At 72.5% G+C, this 19,928-nt stretch carries 17 protein-coding genes; 10 read left to right on the forward strand and 7 right to left on the reverse strand.

Annotation, left to right across the window (positions count from 1 at the left end):
* Positions 1 to 22 precede the first annotated feature (22 nt).
* Together CRP30_RS22655 and CRP30_RS03660 are read right to left on the reverse strand one after the other, a co-directional pair.
* On the reverse strand, positions 23 to 193 hold the full coding sequence (locus tag CRP30_RS22655; RefSeq protein WP_200814516.1) for a hypothetical protein: 171 nt from the start codon (positions 191 to 193) through the stop codon (positions 23 to 25).
* A 79-nt stretch (positions 194 to 272) separates the two neighbouring features.
* Complete coding sequence (locus CRP30_RS03660; RefSeq protein ID WP_097182558.1) at positions 273 to 674, reverse strand: ATP-binding protein; 402 nt, start codon at positions 672 to 674, stop codon at positions 273 to 275.
* A 190-nt stretch (positions 675 to 864) separates the two neighbouring features.
* Between CRP30_RS03660 and CRP30_RS03665 the strand changes: the two genes are divergently transcribed.
* Positions 865 to 1,248 carry a hypothetical protein gene (locus CRP30_RS03665; RefSeq protein ID WP_097182559.1) on the forward strand — a complete coding sequence of 128 codons (384 nt, stop codon included), beginning with the start codon at positions 865 to 867 and terminating at the stop codon, positions 1,246 to 1,248.
* A gap of 4 nt (positions 1,249 to 1,252) precedes the next feature.
* Here the strand turns inward: CRP30_RS03665 and hrpA are convergent, their stop codons facing one another.
* The gene (gene hrpA / locus CRP30_RS03670; protein ID WP_097182560.1) at positions 1,253 to 5,200 is read right to left on the reverse strand and encodes an ATP-dependent RNA helicase HrpA; all 3,948 of its coding nucleotides are present in this window, start codon (positions 5,198 to 5,200) and stop codon (positions 1,253 to 1,255) included.
* Positions 5,201 to 5,374: 174 nt separating this feature from the next.
* Between hrpA and CRP30_RS03675 the strand changes: the two genes are divergently transcribed.
* The 3 genes from CRP30_RS03675 to CRP30_RS03685 all read left to right on the forward strand — a co-directional run bounded on the left by CRP30_RS03675 (position 5,375) and on the right by CRP30_RS03685 (position 9,546).
* A complete protein-coding gene (locus tag CRP30_RS03675; RefSeq protein ID WP_235003141.1) occupies positions 5,375 to 5,869 on the forward strand; it encodes a MarR family winged helix-turn-helix transcriptional regulator in 495 nt (164 codons plus the stop codon).
* Positions 5,866 to 7,641: an MDR family MFS transporter gene (locus CRP30_RS03680; RefSeq protein ID WP_097182561.1), complete on the forward strand. Its 1,776-nt coding sequence runs from the start codon at positions 5,866 to 5,868 to the stop codon at positions 7,639 to 7,641. The genes CRP30_RS03675 and CRP30_RS03680 overlap by 4 nt, the downstream gene beginning before the upstream one ends.
* A gap of 114 nt (positions 7,642 to 7,755) precedes the next feature.
* Positions 7,756 to 9,546 carry an acyl-CoA dehydrogenase gene (locus CRP30_RS03685; protein ID WP_097182562.1) on the forward strand — a complete coding sequence of 597 codons (1,791 nt, stop codon included), beginning with the start codon at positions 7,756 to 7,758 and terminating at the stop codon, positions 9,544 to 9,546.
* Positions 9,547 to 9,609: 63 nt separating this feature from the next.
* On the opposite strand, the gene CRP30_RS22660 is transcribed toward CRP30_RS03685, so the two are convergent.
* A complete protein-coding gene (locus CRP30_RS22660) occupies positions 9,610 to 9,774 on the reverse strand; it encodes a hypothetical protein (RefSeq protein WP_200814517.1) in 165 nt (54 codons plus the stop codon).
* A gap of 195 nt (positions 9,775 to 9,969) precedes the next feature.
* Here CRP30_RS22660 and CRP30_RS03690 point away from each other — a divergent pair, with 195 nt between their 5' ends.
* A complete protein-coding gene (locus tag CRP30_RS03690; protein WP_097183111.1) occupies positions 9,970 to 11,460 on the forward strand; it encodes an MFS transporter in 1,491 nt (496 codons plus the stop codon).
* 115 nt (positions 11,461 to 11,575) lie between these two features.
* Positions 11,576 to 12,619: a YihY/virulence factor BrkB family protein gene (locus CRP30_RS03695; protein ID WP_097182563.1), complete on the forward strand. Its 1,044-nt coding sequence runs from the start codon at positions 11,576 to 11,578 to the stop codon at positions 12,617 to 12,619.
* Between the two features lie 107 nt (positions 12,620 to 12,726).
* On the opposite strand, the gene CRP30_RS03700 is transcribed toward CRP30_RS03695, so the two are convergent.
* Positions 12,727 to 13,434 (reverse strand): hemerythrin domain-containing protein, encoded by a 708-nt coding sequence (locus CRP30_RS03700; protein WP_097182564.1) that lies wholly within the window; start codon positions 13,432 to 13,434, stop codon positions 12,727 to 12,729.
* Between the two features lie 105 nt (positions 13,435 to 13,539).
* On the opposite strand from CRP30_RS03700, the gene CRP30_RS03705 reads away from it, so the two are divergent.
* Positions 13,540 to 14,724, forward strand: a complete 1,185-nt coding sequence (locus CRP30_RS03705) for an acyl-CoA dehydrogenase family protein (protein ID WP_097182565.1) — start codon at positions 13,540 to 13,542, stop codon at positions 14,722 to 14,724.
* A gap of 69 nt (positions 14,725 to 14,793) precedes the next feature.
* Here CRP30_RS03705 and CRP30_RS03710 read toward each other — a convergent pair whose 3' ends face one another.
* Together CRP30_RS03710 and CRP30_RS03715 are read right to left on the reverse strand one after the other, a co-directional pair.
* Positions 14,794 to 15,465, reverse strand: a complete 672-nt coding sequence (locus CRP30_RS03710; RefSeq protein ID WP_097182566.1) for an enoyl-CoA hydratase-related protein — start codon at positions 15,463 to 15,465, stop codon at positions 14,794 to 14,796.
* Positions 15,466 to 15,508: 43 nt separating this feature from the next.
* The gene (locus CRP30_RS03715) at positions 15,509 to 16,405 is read right to left on the reverse strand and encodes an ABC transporter substrate-binding protein (RefSeq protein ID WP_235003142.1); all 897 of its coding nucleotides are present in this window, start codon (positions 16,403 to 16,405) and stop codon (positions 15,509 to 15,511) included.
* Between the two features lie 101 nt (positions 16,406 to 16,506).
* Between CRP30_RS03715 and CRP30_RS03720 the strand changes: the two genes are divergently transcribed.
* The 3 genes from CRP30_RS03720 to CRP30_RS03730 are packed head-to-tail and all read left to right on the forward strand — an operon-like array spanning position 16,507 to position 19,918.
* On the forward strand, positions 16,507 to 18,222 hold the full coding sequence (locus tag CRP30_RS03720; RefSeq protein WP_097182568.1) for a phosphatase PAP2 family protein: 1,716 nt from the start codon (positions 16,507 to 16,509) through the stop codon (positions 18,220 to 18,222).
* The gene (locus CRP30_RS03725) at positions 18,219 to 18,824 is read left to right on the forward strand and encodes a hypothetical protein (RefSeq protein WP_235003143.1); all 606 of its coding nucleotides are present in this window, start codon (positions 18,219 to 18,221) and stop codon (positions 18,822 to 18,824) included. Before CRP30_RS03720 ends, CRP30_RS03725 begins: the two co-directional genes overlap by 4 nt.
* Positions 18,821 to 19,918: a lysylphosphatidylglycerol synthase transmembrane domain-containing protein gene (locus CRP30_RS03730; RefSeq protein ID WP_235003144.1), complete on the forward strand. Its 1,098-nt coding sequence runs from the start codon at positions 18,821 to 18,823 to the stop codon at positions 19,916 to 19,918. Before CRP30_RS03725 ends, CRP30_RS03730 begins: the two co-directional genes overlap by 4 nt.
* Positions 19,919 to 19,928 lie beyond the last annotated feature (10 nt).

The raw sequence follows: 19,928 nt of genomic DNA on the forward strand, positions 1-19,928 counted from the left end.
CCGGAACGGCGTCCCCGGCCGCTCAGGCCTCGTCGGTCGGAGCCGGCGCGTCGCCCGGGTCGCCGTTCCAGTCCTTGCCGGCCGTGTCGGCGTTCTCCGACGCGCTGTCGGTCTGTCCGGCGACGGTCTCGACCATCTCCTCGTCGGAGATGCCCTCCCCGGCGGCGTGGACCTCTCCGGTGGGCTCGCTCATCACGCGGTTCCTCTCTGTCGCGGGCATGTCGTCCTCCGGCCCGTCCCCGATCACCAGCAGCGGCAAACCAGCAGGCCGATCACACAGCTGGTCCGCGGTCCGGCGGACTGAGCTCGAACCAGACCCGCTTGCCGCCGAGGTGCTCGTCGGCACCCCAGCGCTCGGCGATCGCCTGGACCATGCGCATCCCCCGGCCGCGCGGCCGGTCGTGGGACAGCTCCTGCACCACGGGCCGGATCGAGGAGCCGTCGACGACGGCGATGCGCAGCCACGCGTCGGAGAACTCGAGCTCCAGGGTCAGGTTCGCCTCGCCCTGGACGTGGTCGACCACGTTCGACACCAGCTCCGTCACCAGCAGCGCGGCGTCCTCCCGGTCCTGGGGGGCGTCCCATGAGCGGAGCAGCTCGAGCACGAGGTGCCTCGCCACCGTCACGCTCGGCGGGATGGGCGGTAGGTCGATCCGGGCGGTGCGGCTGGACATGGCGTTCCCCCTACTGGCGCGGAAGCCACAGCCGTCCTGCAAGCGATTCCGTTGCGCACAACTAAGCACGTGAGGGGTAGTGAGTGCAAGGGCCGTTGCATGTCAGGCGTGTTGCGTGTCATGGGGGTTACATGCAACAGCCGTTCAATCATGTAGTGTCCAACTGAATCAAGAGCCTGATGGGAGTGGTATGAGCGCCGAGACGCGAGACGTACCTCCGGACGACGTGGCCGAGCGGGCACTGGCGGACCTGGTGACGGAGCTCGACCGGTGCGTCGACGAGCTGGTCCTGGCCCGCGCGCGCGCCGAGAAGCTGTTGCTCGAGCGGCGCGCCGGCCGGCCGTGGCTCGACCTCGTCACCGGAGAGGCCCGACCGCTGATCGTGGAGCGCATCTCGACGGTCCTGGCGGCACTGTCCGCCGCGGGGCACGTCTGGCGGCGGGAACAGGCCGCAGCGCTGCAGGCCGAGCAGATCAGCATCAACCGGATCGCGGCACTGTTCGGCGTCACCCGGCAACGGATCTCCGCCCTCCTCAAGGAGAACGGGACGGAACCGACCGCCGAGGAGGCCTGACGCCCTAGGCGATGAGCTGGTCGATCGCCTTGTAGACGCGCTGCTCGGAGACCGGCCGCGGCGTCCCGACCCCCTGGGCGAACAGGCTCACCCGGAGCTCCTCGATCATCCAGCGCACCCGGGCGACCGGGTCGTCCGGAGCACCGGTCCCCGGCATCCGGGCCCGCAGCTGCTCGTACTCGGCGGTGACGGCCGCGACCTGCCGCATCCACAGCTCGTCGCGCGCGGCGGCGGCCGGCAGCTTCTCCAGCCGGTGGACCATCCCCCGCAGGTAGCGGACGACGTCCGGCAGACGTCGTCGGCCGGCTGCGGCCACGAAGCCCCGGTGCAGCAGGCCCGCCATCTGCCGGCGCAGGTCGGCCACCGCTGCCTCCGGCACCCGGCGTCCGGGCGCGGCCCCGATCGCCACCGCCACCTCGCGCGCCTGGGTGAGCACCTCCTCGACCTTCTGCACCGCGTCCACCGTGAGCCGGTGCAGGTCGGTCCGCGCCGTCGCGACCAGCGCCGCGAACGAGGCCTCGTCCCGGGGCGGACCGCCCGCCGCCGCGATCAGCTCGTCGGCCGCGGCGTCGACGCAGTCGGCCACCAGGTCGGGGATCTCACCGTCGGGATTGAACTGCAGCGCCAGCCGGGAGCGCGGCGACAGCGACTTCACCACCGCCTTGACCGGTGACCCGGCGACGAGGACGAGGAGCCGCCGTGCCCCGCGCCGGCCCAGCCGGGCCGCCTCGTCCTCCGTGGGGACGACGCGGATGCCGACGGTCGCCCCCTCGTCGACGAGCGTGGGGAAGGCCGTCACGGTGTTGCCGCCCTGGCGGACCTCCACCGACTGCGGCAAGGTGCCGCAGTCCCAGCTCGTCATCCGGCTGCGCTCGAACTCCGACGCCGCTCGCGCCAGGCTCTGCCGCGCCTGCGGGGCGACCTTCGCCCGCAGCTCCTGCAGGTTCTTCCCGATGGCCATCGGGCGCTGCTGGTCGTCGAGCACCCGGAAGGTCGCCCGGAGGTGGCCGGGCACCTGCCCGGGGGCCCAGGCGTCGGGCGGGATCGTCACGGCGGTGGCCCGTCGCAGCTCCCGCTCCAGCGCCGGCAGCAGCGGCTCCCCCGGGTCGATGTGCGGCAGCACCTCGCGCACCCGGTCGGGGATCGGCACCAGTCCCCGGCGCAGCTGCTTGGGCAGCGTGCGCAGCAGCGCGGTGACCAGCTCCTCGCGGAGGCCCGGCACGGTGAACGCGAGCGACTCCCCCGACGTCGCCTGGGCCACACCGTCCAGGACGGCGAGCGGGACGTCGACGGTGACGCCGTCCTCGTCCGCCCCCGGAGCGAACGCGTAGGACAGCGGCAGGGTCAGGCCGTGCGAGAGACGGACCTCGTCGGGATAGTCCTCGACGCGCACCTGCCCGGCGGCCGCGGCGTTGGTGAGCATCTCCGGGGTGAAGGTCAGCAGGTCCGGCTGCTCCCGCCGGGCGGTCTTCCACCACCGGTCGAAGTGCCGCGTCGAGACGACGTCGGCGGGGATGCGGGCGTCGTAGAGCTCGAAGAGGGTCTCGTCGTCCACCTGGATGTCGCGGCGGCGGGCGCGCTCCTCGAGCGCCGCCACCTGCTCCATCGCCCGCTGGTTGTCGGCCCAGAAGCGGTGGTGCGTCGTCCACTGGCCCTCGACGAGCGCGTGCCGGACGAACAGCTCCCGGGAGACGACCGGGTCGATCGAGCCGTACTGCACCCGCCGGCCCACGACCAGCGGCAGGCCGTAGAGCGTGACCCGCTCCGTGGCCACGACCGAGCCGCGCTTGGCGTCCCAGCGCGGCTCGGAGTACTGGCGCTTGACCAGGTGGTCGGCCAGCTTCTCCACCGTCTCGGGGTCGATGCGGGCGACGGTGCGGGCGAACAGCCGGCTCGTCTCGACCAGCTCCGCGGCCACGACCCAGCGTGGCGGCTTCTTCGCCAGCGGGGTGCCGGGAGCGATGACGAAGCGGGTGTTGCGGGTGCCCAGGTACTCGCGGCTCCCCCGCTTGGGAGGGCCATTGTGGCCACTGTGGCCCTGAGGGGTGTCCGCCTGCATGCCGACGTGCGAGAGCAGCCCGGCCAGAAGCGCCGCGTGGATCCCCTTCTCGTCGGGCTCCGCCGCCGGCTCCCCCACGTCCATGCCGAGGCGCCGGGCTGCGCCCCGCAGCTGGCCGTGCAGGTCCTGCCACTCGCGGATGCGCAGGTAGTGCAGGAACTCCCGCTTCACCGTGCGGCGGAACTGGTTGCCGCTCAACGCCTCCTGCTGCTCGGTGAGGTAGCGCCAGAGGTTGAGCAGGGCCAGGAAGTCGGAGTTCTCGTCGGCGAACCGGCGGTGCAGCTCGTCGGCCGCCTGCTGGTGCTCGGTGGGCCGCTCGCGCGGGTCCTGGATGGTGAGCCCGGCGGCGATGACGAGGACCTCGTCGAGGACCCCGTGGGCGTCCGCCTGCACGACCATCCGGGCCATGCGCGGGTCCAGCGGGAGTGCAGCCAGGGACCGGCCGGTCGCCGTCAGCTTCCCGTCCGCGTCGAGGGCGTGCAGCTCCTCGAGCAGCGCCAGTCCGTCGGCGATGGCCCGGCGGTCGGGCGGGTCGACGAACGGGAAGTCCTCCATGGCACCCAGGTCGAGCGCGGCCATCTGCAGCAGCACCGACGCCAGGTTGGTGCGCAGGATCTCCGGGTCGGTGAACTCCGGCCGGGCGTCGAAGTCGTCCTCGGTGTAGAGCCGGATCGCGATGCCGGGGCCAAGCCGCCCGCACCGCCCGGAGCGCTGGCGGGCAGACGCCTGGCTGACCGGCTCGATCGGCAGCCGCTGCACCTTCGTGCGATGGCTGTACCGGGAGATGCGGGCCGTCCCGGGATCGATGACGTACCGGATGCCCGGCACGGTCAGGGACGTCTCGGCGACGTTGGTGGCCAGCACGATGCGGCGACCGCTGTGCGCGGCGAAGACCTTGTGCTGGTCGGCGGCCGACAGCCGTGAGTAGAGCGGCACGATCTCGGTGCCCGGCAGCCCGCGTTCGGACAACGCGTCCTGGGTGTCGCGGATCTCCCGCTCGCCGGCGAGGAACACCAGGATGTCGCCGGGCCCCTCGGCAACCAGCTCGTCGACGGCGTCGAGGATGGCGGTGACCTGATCCCGATCCTCGTCGGCCTGCGGATCGTCCGGGTCGACGACGGGGCGGTACCGGACCTCGACGGGATAGGTCCGCCCGCTGACCTCGACGACCGGGGCCCCGGAGAAGTGCGCGGCCACCCGCTCGACGTCGATGGTCGCCGAGGTGATGACCAGCTTGAGGTCCGGGCGCCGCGGCAGGATCTGCGCGAGGTAGCCCAGCAGGAAGTCGATGTTGAGGCTCCGCTCGTGGGCCTCGTCGAGGATGATCGTGTCGTACTGGCGCAGCAGCCGGTCGCTCTGGATCTCCGCCAGCAGCACGCCGTCGGTCATCAGCTTGACCAGCGTCGAGTCCGACACCTGGTCGTTGAAGCGCATCTTGAAGCCGACGGCCTCGCCCAGCGGGGTCTCCAGCTCCTCGGCGATGCGCTCGGCGACGCTCCGGGCGGCGATCCGACGGGGCTGGGTGTGCCCGATGCGGCCCCGCACGCCGCGGCCGAGCTCCAGCGCGATCTTCGGCAGCTGCGTCGTCTTCCCGGAGCCGGTCTCGCCGGCGACCACGACGACCTGGGCATCCCGCAGAGCCGCGGCGATGTCGTCCCGACGCCCGCTCACCGGGAGCTCCTCGGGATAGGAGACGACCGGGACGGCGGCACGGCGCCGGGCCATGCGCGCCTCGGCGGCGGCGACGTCGGCGGCGATCCGCTCGCGCTGGCGTTCGCGGGCCTGGGGGTCGCGGGTCCGCCGGAGCCCGTCGAGCCGGCGACGCAGCCGGTGCTCGTCGAGGAGGGTGAGGTCCGCGAGCCGCGCGCGCAGATCGTCGGTCGGGGCACTCACGGTCGGGCTCGCGTTCCTCTCGGGGGATCGACGGGGTTCCCAGGATCCCACTCACCCGGACGGAGCGGGTCGGCGTCATGCCCACCGTGATCGGTGTAGCTTGCAACTTGTTGTGTGCATCGTGCAACGGAATTCCCCGCTGCCCGCTCTGTGAGGTCCCGGAGGTGTCGTGTCGTGAGCGAGGACGACCGGCCCGCCGAGCTCCGCCGGCTCTCCGAGCAGCTTCCCCGGTTCATGCGGCTCGTGCACGCCCTGAAGACCCAGCTGGCCAAGAACGACAACCGCGACCGGGCTGCCCTCGTGCTGCTCTTCCCGCTCGCCCGGCTCGGCCCCCTGCGGCAGGGCGCGCTCGCCGAACTGGTCCACGCCGACCCGTCGACGGTCAGCCGGCACGTCGCCGCGCTCGTGGAGCAGGGCCTCGTGCACCGGGTCGCCGACGAGTCCGACGGGCGGGCGAGTCGCCTCCACGTCACCGACGCCGGTCACGCCGCGCTGGAGACCCTGCGGCGCGAGCGCGAGAGCCACCTGGACCAGGTGACCGCAGCCTGGGACGACGCCGACCTCGCCGCGCTCACCACCCTGTTCGGCCGTCTGCTGGACGACATCGCCACCACGCTTCCCGGCACCGACGCCGGTTCCCTCCCCACCGAACCGAGAGAGATCCGATGAGCCAGTCCACCCGCACCACCGCGGCCGACCGCAGGGGCGCCCGCGCGGCGGCCGCGGCGCCGGACGCCGGCGGCGGCTTCACGCACCGGCAGATCGTCACGATCCTGCTCGGCCTGGTCACGGCCATGTTCCTCGCGGCCCTGGACCAGACCGTCGTCTCCACGGCGATCCGCACGATCGCCGACGACCTGCAGGGCTACGACCTGCAGGCCTGGGCGACGACGGCCTTCCTGATCACCTCGACGATCGCCACGCCGCTCTACGGGAAGCTGAGCGACATCTACGGCCGCCGGCCGTTCTACCTCTTCGCCATCGGCGTCTTCATCCTTGGCTCGCTGGCCTGCGCCTTCGCGACGACCATGTACCAGCTGGCGGCGTTCCGGGCGCTGCAGGGCATCGGCGCCGGTGGCCTGATGTCGCTGGCGCTGGCGATCATCGGCGACATCGTGCCGCCACGGGAGCGGTCGAAGTACCAGGGCTACTTCATGGCCGTCTTCGGCACGTCGAGCGTCCTGGGCCCGGTCATCGGTGGCTTCCTCGCCGGCCAGGACTCGCTGCTGGGCTTCGACGGCTGGCGCTGGATCTTCCTCATCAACGTGCCGCTGGGCGCCCTGGCCTTCGCGGTCGTCTACCGGGTGCTGCACCTCCCGCACCAGCGCCGTGACCACCGCATCGACTGGCCCGGCGCGCTGGCGCTGGTCGCCTTCCTGGTGCCGCTGCTCATCGTCGCCGAGCAGGGCCGGACCTGGGGCTGGGGCTCCGGCGGCGCGCTCGTCTGCTACGCCATCGGCGCCGTGGGCTTCGTGCTGTTCATCCTGGCCGAGCGGGCCTACGGGGACGAAGCGCTGCTCCCCCTGCGTCTGTTCAGGAACCGCAGCTTCGCCATCGGCGGCATCGGCAGCGTCGTGATGGGTGCCGGCATGTTCGGCGGCATCCTGCTGCTCCCGCAGTACCTGCAGATCGTGCAGGGTTCCAGCGCCACCGTCGCGGGCCTGCAGATGATCCCGCTGGTCGCCGGCATCATGGCCGGGGCGATGGGCTCGGGCATCGCGATCTCGAGGACCGGCAAGTACAAGGTCTTCCCGCTGGTCGGCATCGCGTTCATGGTGACGGCGCTGCTCTCGATGTCGTTCATCGTCGAGGCGGACACCTCGGTGTGGACCCTGGTGCCGTTCATGGTGCTGCTGGGCGTCGGTCTGGGCTTCAACTTCCAGCCGGTCATCCTCGCGGTCCAGAACGCCGTCTCCCCGCGGGAGATGGGCGTGGCCACCTCCTCGGTCACGTTCTTCCGCCAGATGGGCGGCACCATCGGCGTCGCGGTGTTCCTGTCCATCCTGTTCACCCGGCTGCCCACCGACATCGGCAACGCGGTGCGGACGGCGGCGGGTCAGGACCCCCGGGTGGCGGAGGCCCTGCAGAGCGGCCAGCTGCAGACCGGCGACCTGTCGGACACCTCGTTCATCCAGGAGCTGCCCGGCTACCTCGCCCGGCCGTTCAAGGTGGGCTTCTCGGACTCGATCGACATGGTGTTCCTCATCGCCGCGTGCGTCGTGGCCATCGGGTTCTTCGTGTTCCTGTTCCTCCCCCAGCTGGCGCTGAGCGAGAAGTCGGGCATCCAGGCCCTGCAGGACGAGGCCGAGCAGGACGGCACGGGTCCCGGGACCGCGGTGACGCCCGGCGTCGAGGCCGACCAGGCGACCCAGTCCGTGGGCGCTTCCGCGCCGACGTCGGTCCCCCCGCCGTCGGGCACCGCGGAGGATCCGCGCCGCTGAGCGATCAGCACGCCTGAGGGCTGCTCCTCCGACCGGAGGGGCAGCCCTCAGGGCGTTCTCACCGGTCGGCCGCCCGGTCGTACTGTGAGGTGCATCCCGTCGTCTGGAGACCCCATGCCCTCGCTGATCCTGTCCCGCCGCGACCTGGACTTCCTGCTCCACGAGTGGCTGGACGTCGAGTCGCTGACCAAGCGGCCTCGGTTCACCGAGCACTCCCGCGAGACGTTCGACGCCGTCCTCGACCTGGCGGAGCAGATCGCCACCGACCACTTCGCCCCGCACAACCGCACGGCGGACCTGAACGAGCCGCGGATGGTCGACGGCAAGGTCGAGATGATCCCCGAGGTGAAGAAGGCCCTGACCGTCTTCACCGACGCCGGGCTCATGGCCGGCTCCTTCGACGAGGAGTACGGCGGCATGCAGCTGCCGCACACCGTCGGGCAGGCGGTGTTCGCCTGGTTCAAGGCGGCCAACGTCGGGACGTCGGCCTACCCGTTCCTCACCATGGGCAACGCCCGGCTGCTGCTCGCGCACGGCAGCCAGGAGCAGATCGACACCTACGTCCGGCCCGAGCTCGAGGGCCGCTGGTTCGGCACGATGGCGCTGTCGGAGCCGCAGGCCGGCTCGTCGCTGGCCGACATCACCACCCGCGCCGTCCCCCAGGACGACGGCACCTACCGGCTGACCGGCAACAAGATGTGGATCTCCGGCGGCGACCACGAGCTGACCGAGAACATCGTCCACCTGGTGCTGGCCAAGATCCCCGGTGGGCCGCCCGGCGTGAAGGGCATCTCGCTGTTCATCGTGCCGAAGTTCCTGGTGAACGACGACGGCTCGCTCGGCGAGCGCAACGACGTCGTCCTCGCCGGGCTCAACCACAAGATGGGCTACCGCGGGACGACGAACACCCTGCTGAACTTCGGCGAGGGCGTGCACACCCCCGGCGGGCAGGCCGGCGCCGTCGGCTACCTCGTCGGCGAGCAGCACCGTGGCCTCACCTACATGTTCCACATGATGAACGAGGCGCGGATCGGCGTCGGCGTGGGCGCGACGGTGCTCGGCTACACCGGATACCTGCACGCGCTCGAATACGCGCGGACCCGCACCCAGGGCCGGCCCGCGGCCGCGAAGGACCCCGCGTCGAAGCCCGTGCCGATCGTCGAGCACGCCGACGTCCGCCGGATGCTGCTGACCGCGAAGTCCTACGTCGAGGGCGGCATGGCCCTCGGCCTCTACTGCGCCCGGCTGGTGGACGAGGAGCAGACCGCCGAGAACGAGGCCGACCGCGCCCGCGCGCACCTCCTGCTGGACATGCTCACCCCGATCGCGAAGGCCTGGCCGTCGCAGTGGGGCCCGGTCGCCGACGACCTCGCCATCCAGGTGCACGGCGGCTACGGCTACACCCGCGACTACCCGGTCGAGCAGTTCTACCGGGACAACCGGCTCAACCCGATCCACGAGGGCACCCAGGGCATCCAGTCGCTGGACCTGCTGGGCCGGAAGGTCGTCATGCAGGGCGGCTCCGGACTCGCGCTCCTCGGCGAGACCATCACCGCGGCCACGGCCCGGGCCGCCGGCACCGAATGGGCCGGGTTCGCAGCGGACATCGACGCCGCCGTCGCCCGCATGGGGGCGGTCACGGCGACGCTCTGGGGCGCCGGCGACCCGGCGGTGACGCTGGCCAACTCGCACGTCTACCTGGAGGCGGCCGGCCACCTGGTGGTCGCATGGCTGTGGCTGGAGCAGGCTCTCGCCACCGGCACGGCCGACTCGGACTTCCACCAGGGCAAGCGGCAGGCGGCCCGGTTCTTCTGGCGCTGGGAGCTGCCGCGGGTGCACCACCGCTTCGACCTCCTGGAGTCCCTGGACCGGACGGTCCTGGACACCCCTGACCGCTGGCTGTAGCCCCCGCGACGTGACAGCGCCCCGCTCTCCTGACGGAGGCGGGGCGCTGTGTCGTGGACGGTGCTATGCGGTGGCGGTCGCTCCGACCGGCTCGGCGGCGTGCCGGGGGCCCGAGGCCACCTCGGCGCGCTCGGCCTCGTACCGCGCGGTGGAGCGCGTGCCCATCGCGATGACCAGGGCCGTCAGAACCAGGAACCCGATCAGGGTCACGGCCGGCCACAACATCATGGTGTTTCTCCCCCAGCAGTCGGATGCTCCGCCGGGAAGGGGCGGAGCACGTCGTCGAGGGACTGTGTCCCCAGCGAACCGAGGTCTCAATCGTCGAGTTGGGTACTTCACCTGACGGAGTGTGATCAGCTTCACGGCTCCCGGTCATGGAACTCGGCCCGAGCGGCGGCGCGGACCCGTGGTGTGATCGACGTCGTGCCCCGGCCCCGCGAATCCACGGCCGTCCGGCCCGGACCGCTGGTGCTCGCGCTCGCGCTCGGGGTGACCTCGCTGTCGCTCCTGCAGAGCCTCGTCGTCCCCGTCCTCGGCATCATCGAGGAACAGCTCGACGTCTCCCCCGGCGCCGCCGGATGGGTGCTCACCGCCAACCTGCTGGCCGCCGCGGTGCTCACGCCCGTGCTGGGACGCCTCGGCGACCTGCGCGGGGAACGGCCGGTGATCCTCGCGATCCTCGTGGCGGTCGCGCTCGGCACCCTGCTGGCGATCGTCACCACGTCCCTGCCGCTGCTCCTGGTCGGCCGCATCCTGCAGGGAGCGTCCTACGGGCTGTTCCCCCTCTCGATCAGCGTGCTGCGCCGGGAGCTGCCCGAGGCCCGGCTGAGCGTGGCCATGTCGATCGTCAGCAGCACGCTCGCGGTGGGCGGCGTCGCCGGACTGGTGGCCACCGGCCTCCTCGCCGGCGACGGCCAGGACTACCGGCGGCCGTTCTGGATCGGCCTCGGCATCACCCTGCTCGCCCTCGCCCTGGCCGCGGCCGTGCTGCCGCACCGCCCGTCGTCGGCGTCCGGCCGGGTGGACTGGTGGGGCGCCCTCGTCCTCGGCGTCGGACTGGTCCTGCTGCTGCTCCCGCTCTCCCAGGGCGACGCGTGGGGGTGGGCGTCGCCCGCGGTCGTCGGTTGCCTCGTGGCCGCGGTGCTCGTGCTGGCCGGCTGGGTGGTGCTGCAGCGGCGGACGGAGCACCCCCTGGTGCGGCCCGCGATGCTGGCCGACCGGCGGACCGTCGTCCCGAACGTCGCAGGCCTCATGACCGGCATCGCGCTGTTCGCCTCCTTCCTCGCCGTCCTGCAGTACGTGCAGGCGCCGCCGGAGGTGACCGGGTACGGCTTCGGCGCCTCGGTGCTCGAGGCGTCGGTGGTCTACCTGCTGCCCGGGGGGATCGCCGGGATCCTGCTCGCACCGGTGGCCGGGAAGGTGGTCACGACGCTCGGGGCGCTGCCGACCCTGCTCGCCGGCGCCGCCTCAGGGGTGACCGGATTCCTGCTGCTGGCGTTCCTCCGCGGGGAGCCGTGGCTGGTGATCGTGGCCGGCCTGCTCACCCAGCTGTCGGTGACCGTCGCCTACGCGGCGCTGCCCGCGCTGGTCGTGCAGGCCGTGCGGGAGGACGAGACCGGCGTGGCCAACGCGGTGAACTCCATCGCCCGGTCGGTCGGCCAGGCCCTGGGCAGCACGCTGGCGGTCACCCTCATCGCCGCGTCCTTCGATCCCGCGACCGGTTTCCCGCGGGCCAGCGCGTACACCGACGTCGGGCTCATCGGGGCGCTCGCGTCGCTGGCGGTGATGGCCGTCGCCGTCGTCGGCATGGTGGCCGACCGCCGCGGTGGCCGGCGGCGGCCGGACCCGCTCGCCGGCGTCGAGGAGGCGACGGCCCGCGCCGGCGAGTGGTCGCCGGTGTCCGGGATCCGGTGACGCCGGTCCGCCCGAGGGCATGGCGACCGAACCGTTACCGGCGCGTCCGGCATGGAACGGGTTCGTCCGGGGAACCGGGCTGGCGACTTCCCGCCGCCAGACCCCGGAGGACCACATGGCCCGAGCCACCGGCTCGAACCGCACCGCGGAGACGCAGTTCCAAGGGAACCGCGCCGCCGCCCCCGGCGGCGACCCCGCGCCCGAGACCGACGAGATCAGCGGGACGCGCGCTGACTTCGCGCCCACGGGGGCCGACCCGAAGCCCGGCGCCTTCCCCACGCTCAAGCGGACGCTGAAGGAGTTCAGCGAGGACAACCTCACCGACTGGGCCGCAGCGCTGACCTACTACGGCGTGCTCGCGCTGTTCCCCGCGTTGATCGCCCTGACCTCGATCATCGGGCTGCTCACCACACCGCAGGAGCTCAGCGACGCGCTGACCGCCGTGGTCCCCGCCAGCGCCGCCGACACCCTCAACCCGGTGATCGAGCAGATCGCCGGCAACACCTCGACCGCCGGCTTCGGTCTGGTCATCGGTCTCGCCGCCGCCATCTGGTCGGCGTCCGGCTACGTGGGCGCCTTCACCCGCGCCGCCAACGTCGTCTACGAGACGCCCGAAGGCCGAAAGGTCTGGAAGCTCAAGCCGCTGCAGCTGCTCGTCACCCTGATCGGCGTCCTCTTCGCCGCCATCATCGTCGCGCTCCTGGTGCTCAGCGGGCCGGTCGTCGACGCGATCGGCGAGGCCATCGGCGTCGGCGAAACCGGCCAGACCATCTGGAGCATCGCCAAGTGGCCGGTCGTGCTGATCGTGCTGGCCCTGATGATCGCCGTCCTCTACTACTCGACCCCGAACGTGAAGCTGCGCGGCTTCAAGTGGGTCAGTGCCGGTGCCGGGGTGGCGATCCTCGTCGCGATCGTGGCGTCGGCGGCCTTCGCGTTCTACGTGGGCAACTTCGGCAGCTACAACAAGACCTACGGCGCCCTGGCCGGCGTGGTGATCTTCCTGATCTGGTTCTGGCTGATCAACGTCGCGCTGCTGTTCGGCATCGAGCTGGACGCCGAGATCGAGCGCAACAAGGAGCTGAAGGAGGGCGTGCCGCGGGCCGAGAAGGAGATCCAGCTCGACGCCCGCGACGACCCCAAGGACAAGCAGACCACCTGAGAGAGGACTCCGTCCTCCCCACCCTTCGCACGCTCAGGGCGGTACCCGGGACGGGGCCGAACGGAGAACGGGCCGGCTCCCTCGGGGAGCCGGCCCGTTCCCTGTTCTCAGCGGCTGGTCGGGGGCTTGTCGCCCTTCCGGGACAGCGGCAGGCGCTCGACGGCGCCGGCGAGGGAGGCGAGGCCCTTGCTGACCGCCGTGCCCACCGGGACCAGCTGCTCGGGCGCGCGGCGGACGCCCGCGTCGACGGCGTCGCGCGTCCGGTCAAGGAGCGAGAGCGGGAGTCCCGACAGGGCGTTGCCCGGCGGACGACGGGACACCGTGGGGTGCGCACGGGTCGGCGACAGCCGGCGCATCAGCTGCCACCGTCGGCCGAGGCGGCGCAGCTCGTCGGCGCTGACGGCCTCCTGGAGGCGCGGGAACAGCACGTCCTCCTCGTCGCGGACGTCCTCGCGGAGCACCTCGACGAGGCGGGCCAGCCGGGTGGCACGGCGGGGATCGTCCGGCCCGTCGGCCTCCAGCGCGCTGACGAGCTCGTTGACCTCCTGGTGCTCCTTCTCGACCCGGAGGGTGAGCGCGTCGCCGTCGGGGAGGACGCGGCGCAGCACCGGCCAGAGCACGGTCTCCTCGGCGAACGCGTGACTGAACACGAGCCGGTCGATGCGCTGGAGCACCTCCTCCTGGGCGCGGCCGGTGCTGCCGTCGAGCTCCTGCAGCAGCTGGTCGAGCTCGATGTGGTCCTCGCGCTGGCGCACCAGGACGCTGCCCGGCCCACCCAGTTCGTCGACGGTCTGCTGGGCGATGGATCGAGACACTGGAGCAACCTCCGGAGCGGAACTGGCACGGACCCGACTGATGCCCGCCCGGCCGCCGCCGCATACCTCTCGGTTGCGCCCCTGACCGCCGGGTAGGGGCCGCTGGTGAGCGACGAAGCGAGGACCGTGACGTCCGACTTCTACGACCTCGAGGCCCTCCTCGACGACGAGGACCGGGCGCTGCTGCACCGTGTCCGCGCCTTCATGGACACCGAGGTGCAACCGATCATCAACGAGTACTGGACCCGCGCGGAGTTCCCGCGGCAGATCATCCCGGGGCTGGCGGAGCTCGGCATCGCCGGCACGCAGTTCTCCGGCTACGGCTCCCCCGGGAAGTCGGCCCTGCTCGACGGCATGATCGCCATGGAGCTCTCGCGGGGAGACCCGTCCGTCTCCACCTTCATGGGCGTGCATGGTGGCCTGGCCATGGGCTCGATGCACCTCTGCGCCTCCGAGGAGCAGAAGGAGCGCTGGCTGCCGGCCATGGCTCGGATGGAGCTGATCGGCGCCTTCGGCCTGACCGAGCCCGAGTCCGGTTCCGACGTCGCACGAGGGCTGCGCACGACCGCCCGGCGGGACGGTGACGGCTGGGTGCTCAACGGCCAGAAGAAGTGGATCGGCAACGGCAGCTTCGCCGACCTGGTCATCATCTGGGCCCAGGACGTCGAGACCCAGCGCGTGCTCGGGTTCGTCGTCGAGCAGGGCACCGAGGGCATGTCCGCCGTCGACCTCGAGGACAAGATCGCCCTGCGCGCCGTGCAGAACGCCCTCATCACGCTCGAGGACGTCCGGGTGCCGGAGGAGAACCGGCTGCAGGAGGCCAACAGCTTCAAGGACACCGCCAAGGTGCTGAGGACGACGCGCGCCGGCGTGGCCTGGTCGGCCGTCGGCTGCTCCCGAGGCGCCTACGAACACGCGCTGCGCTACGCCAACGACCGGACCCAGTTCGGCAAGCCGATCGCGAGCTTCCAGCTGGTGCAGGACCTGCTGGTCCGGATGCTCGGCAACATCACCTCCTCGGCGGCGCTGTGCATGCGGCTCTCCCAGCTGCAGGACGCCGGCCGGATGACCGACGAGCAGGCCTCGCTGGCCAAGGCGTTCAGCACCGTGCGCATGCGCGAGACCGTCGGCTGGGCCCGCGAGCTGATGGGCGGCAACGGCATCCTGCTGGAGCACAACGTGGGCCGGTACGTCGCCGACGCCGAGGCCATCTACTCCTACGAGGGCACCCGCGAGGTGAACACGCTGATCGTCGGCCGGGCCATCACCGGCGTCGGCGCGATCACCTGACGAAGGAGCCCGTCCTCCCCACCCTTCGCGAGCTCAGGGCGGGCCCCTGAACGGGGCCAGCGGCATCAGTCAATTGCGGGGATCGGTGCGGTCGCGGAGGGCGGCCAGCGCGGGGGCGTACATGCGCGCCTTGATGGTGCCCAGCGTGTCCCCGGCCTTGCCGGCGAGGGAGGCGGCGAGCTCCACTGCCGTCGTCCGCACCGCGTCCTCCCCGACGGCCCGGTCGACGACGGCGGCGGCGAGGGCCTCGTCGCCGCCGTAGCGGCGGGCGGTCGTCATGGCCTCGTGCGCCGTCTGCGGGGTCAGCCGTGCCTGGATCAGAGCAGACATCCCGCGGGTGAAGGGGATGCCGATGTCGGCCTCGGGCAGGCACCAGAACCCGCGGTCGGCCCGCATCACCCGGAAGTCGTGGGACAGCGACAGCATGGCGCCGGCAGCGAACGTGTGCCCCTGCAGCGCCGCGACCGTCATCACCGGCAGGGCGAGCACGCGGGCCAGCAGGTCGTGGACCCGGACGACGTAGGCCTCGTGCTGATCGGCGTGCGCGGACAACCACTCCAGGTCCAGGCCGTTGGAGAAGAACTTGCCGGACGCGGCGGTGACCAGCGCGCGGGGCCCCTCGGCCCGCTCCACCTCCTCCAGCGCGGCCTCGACCGACGCCAGCCAGTCGGGCGAGAAGCGGTTCTCGGTGTCGCCGAGGTCGAGCACGAAGACGTCGTCGTGGCGTTCCAGCGTGGGCACGGGGCCGAATCGTAGGGGGCGCCGTCGTAGGGGCCGCCTCGGCTCACCCGGTCCCCCACCACCGCTGCGCGGCCTGCTCCGGGGTGAGGCCCTCCAGCTCGACCGCCCGGTTGAGCTGCACCAGGTCGCCGGTGGTGAGCAGGGCGCTGGTCCCGTTCAGCGCCTCGGCGAGCCCGTCCCACCGGTCGGCCACGTCCTTGCGCACCAGCGGGACGACGTTCTCGCGCGGCTGCAGCCCCCGGTCGTCCAGCAGGAGCATCACCGGCGCCACCGCCAGGCGCGCGTCGGTCGTCTCGAGCAGGCCCACCTGGATGTCACCGGAGAGCAGCGCCTCCACCGTGGCCCCGCGGCTCGGCATGGCCAGGAACTCGCCGAAGCGGAGGCCGTAGACGTCCTCGAGCCCGTCCAGGCACAGCGGCCGGTCGGGGCACTCGGGCGGCCCGCCGAAGACGAGGAAGGGCGCCAGCGGGACCAGGTCCGACAGCTGCCCCACGTCGTTCTCCGCGGCGAAGGCGGTGGTGACGGCGAACCCGTTCTGGTCCTCGGCCCGCGCGGGGTCCAGCACGAGGACCCCCCGTCCACCCAGCGTCCGGGAGAGCACGCGGTGCATCCCCTCCGGCGTCGCCGGCAGGTCGGGGAACGCCGGGCGGGCGAACATCGTGGCCGTGCCCAGGTAGTCCACGACGACGTCGACGACGCCCTGCTGCAGGGCGGGGGCCACCACCTCGCGGGTGCCGATCCCGTGCTGCACCGATGCCGGGAGCCCGGCCCGGCGCACGGCCTCGGCGTAGACCTCCACGAGGATCTGGTTCTCCGGGAAGTCGTAGGACGCGAAGCGGATCGTCCCCGTGGACGGCGCCGGTGCCGCAGGGGGCGCTCCGCAGGCGGCGAGCAGCGCGGCCAGGAGCGCGCCTACGAGACCAGCAGACCGGCGTCGCACGACGTTGTCCCCTCCCCGGGTGCGGGCGACGGCCACCGTAGCGCCGGGGGGAGGCGAAAGGGGATGGTCCGGATCCGGTTCGGGGTGCAGCATTCCGGGGCATGGCGTCGCTGCCGCAGGCCCCGCCGGGACCGGGACGCGCCGTCCCGGTCCCGCGACCCGCCCCGCCGGCGATCGCCCGCGTCCGGAGCCGGCGCCGGCCCTCCGGGGAACCGCCGCCCCTCCCCCGCGCCCTCGCCGCCTCCGGCAAGTTCTGGCTGACGCTGAGCGGCGTCGTCCTGGTCGTCTGGGTCGTCGTCGTGGTGACCGGGACGGTGACCGTCTTCGACGTCGTGGACACCCGGGTGCTCCAGGCGATCAGCGAGCTGCGCTCCCCGGGGCTGACACCGGTGATGGAGGCCGCGGGGGTGCTCGCCACGGACGAGGCCATCCACGTCCTCTGGCTGAGCAACCTGGTGCTGCTGGTGGTGTTCCGTCGGTGGCGGCACCTGTTCGTGTGGCTGGGCGTCGGGCTGCTGGTGGCCAACGTGGGCGCACTGCTGGCCCTGACCCTCCAGCGTCCCCGGCCGTACGAGGTGGCGGTGATCGGCGAATGGTCGGGCTTCTCGATGCCGTCGCTGCCGATGACCGTGCTGGCCGCCTTCCTCCTCAGCACCGTGTACGCGCTCGTGCCTCCCGGCCGGTGGCGCACGCGGGGCAAGTGGGCGGTCGGCGTCCTGCTCGCCGTCACCGCGGTCTCGCGGCTCTACCTGGCCCAGGACCACCCCACCGGCATCCTCGCCGGGGTGGTCCTCGGGGTGGCCGCGCCTCTGGCGGCGTTCCGGCTGCTGACGCCGAACGCGATCTACCCGGTGCGCTACACCCGGGCCCGCCCCGCCCATCTCGACGTCTCCGGCGATCGCGGCGACGCGATCGTCCGGGCACTGCACGACCAGCTCGGCGTCCTGGCGACGGGCGTGGCCCCGTTCGGCCTGGCCGGCTCGGGCGGGTCCACGCCCCTGAAGATCACCGTGAAGGCCGCCGCCTCCGTCACCGACGAGGAGAGCTGCATCTTCGGCAAGCTCTACGCGGCCACGCACGTGCGCTCCGACCGCTGGTACAAGCTCGGCCGGACCCTGCTCTACGGGCGGCTGGAGGACGAGAAGCCGTTCCACAGCGTGCGCCGCCTCGTCCAGTACGAGGACTACATCCTGCGGCTGTTCTCCGACGCGGGGCTGCCGGTGCCGCACCCCCTCGGCATCGTGGAGATCACCCCGGAGCGGGAGTACCTGCTGGTCACGGAGTTCATCGCGGGGGCCAAGGAGGCCGGCGAGGCCGACGTCGACGACTCGGTCATCGACCAGGGGCTGTCGGTCGTCCGCCGGATGTGGGACATCGGGATGGCGCACCGCGACATCAAGCCCGCCAACCTGCTGGTCCGCGACGGCACGCTGTTCCTGATCGACTCCGCGTTCGCCGAGGTCCGTCCCAGCCCGTGGCGCCAGGCGGTCGACCTGGCGAACATGATGCTCGTCCTCGCCCTGCGGACCGACGCCGAGCAGGTCTACCGGCGGGCCCGGCTGCAGTTCTCCGAGGACGAGATCGCCGAGGCGTTCGCCGCCACCCGCGGCCTGACGATGCCCTCGCAGCTGCGCCGCATGCTGCGTCAGCAGGGCCGGGACCTGCACACCGACTTCCTGCGCCTGCTCCCCTACCGCCTGCCCCCGGTCCGCATCCAGCGGTGGACCTGGCGGCGGGCCGGCCTGACGCTGGTCACGCTGGCGTCCGCCGCGGTCGTCGCCGCGATCACCGTCACCATCCTCGGGTCCCCGCTGTGAGGCGCCCCCGCCGCCGCCCGGTCGCGCTGCTGCTCGCCTCGCTCGGCGTCCTCCTGCTGCCGGGGTGCGTGGACGTGGGCACCATCAGCAGCGAGCTGGTGGCCTGCCAGGAGGGGGACGACGGCACGCCGTCGAACGGCGTCGTCCTCATGGCGCAGTCGGTGCCCACCGCCTCGTGGGTGCCGTGCCTGGAGGGCATGCCGCTGGGCTGGCACTTCTCCGACATGGACGTCGACCGCGGCTCCGCCCGGTTCTGGCTGGACTCCGACCGCGACGGGCTGCACGCCATCGAGGTCCGGCTCACCCGGTCCTGCGACACCGAGCGCGCGACGGAGATCCCCAGCGACCGGCCGGACATGCGCCGGCTCGAGCGGGTGACCCAGGTGACCCCCCACTACGTGGGACGGCGGTTCTACCTCTTCGACGGCGGCTGCATCACCGTCGTCTTCAACCTCTTCGGTGAGAACCGCGGGGAGCCGCTCGCCGTCGCCACCCAGGGTCTGGGGGCCGTGCCCCGCCACGAGCTGCGGACGCTCGTCCGCGAGGAGAGCGACGGCCGCCTGGAGCTGGACCCGCCGGAGACCGGGGACGGTGGGCCGTGACAGCGGTGCAGACCCCGGCGCCTGCGGGGTCGCGACGCCGCACGGGCTGGCCGCGCCTGCTGGGCCCGGCGCTCTCGGTCGCCCTGGTGGCGGCGGTCTTCGTCTGGTTCCTGCCGCAGTTCACCAGCCTCTCCGACGTCTGGACGTCGGTCCGGACGATGAGCTGGGTGGAGGTCGCCGTCCTGCTCGCGGCGGCACTGTGGAACCTGGCCACCTACCAGTTCCTCATGATGACGACGACGCCCGGGCTCACCTTCGGGCAGGCCACCGTCGCCACGGAGACCTCCACGGCGGTCTCCAACACCGTGGTGGGCGGCGCCGCGATCTCGCTCGGGCTCACCTACGCGATGAACTCCTCGTGGGGCTTCTCCCGGTCGCGGACCTCCGTCTCGCTGCTCGTCTCGGGGCTCTGGAACAACTTCGCCAAGCTCGGGCTGCCCGTGCTGGCCCTGGTCCTGCTGGCGTTCTCCGCGCCGCCGACCACCGGGCGGCTCGTCGCCGGCCTGCTCGGCGTGCTCGTCCTGGCGGCCGCCGTCCTCGCGCTGGGGATGCTCCTGCGCAGCGAGGCCGCGGCGGCCCGGATCGGCATCCGTGCGGCCCGGGCGGCCACGGCGCTGCGGCGGATGTTCGGCCGCGGCCCGGTGACCGGCTGGGACGCCGCCACGACGAAGTTCCGGGCGCGCACGGTGCTGCTGCTGCGCGCCCGGTGGCACTGGATCACCCTCACCACGCTGGTCAGCCACCTGTCCCTGTTCCTGGTGCTGCTCCTGGCGCTGCGCTTCGTCGGGGTGGGCGCCGACGCGGTGAGCCTCCCGGAGGCGCTGGCGGTCTTCGCCTTCGCCCGGCTGCTGACGGCGGTCCCGTTCACGCCCGGTGGGCTGGGGGTGATCGAGCTCGCCCTGATCACCGGCCTGGCGACCGCCGGTGGCGCGCGGCCGCTCGTGGCGGCGGCGGTGCTCATCTTCCGGGCGCTGACGTTCGTGCTGCCCATCCCGATCGGCCTGGGCACCTACGTGTTCTGGCGGCGGAACCGGTCCTGGCGGCGGGAGCCCAACGCGGCGCCGCGCACCGCGCTGGTGCCGGAGTCGGCGTGAGGACGGCGGG

The organism is Blastococcus haudaquaticus (assembly GCF_900230285.1).
GTDB lineage: Bacteria > Actinomycetota > Actinomycetes > Mycobacteriales > Geodermatophilaceae > Blastococcus_B > Blastococcus_B haudaquaticus.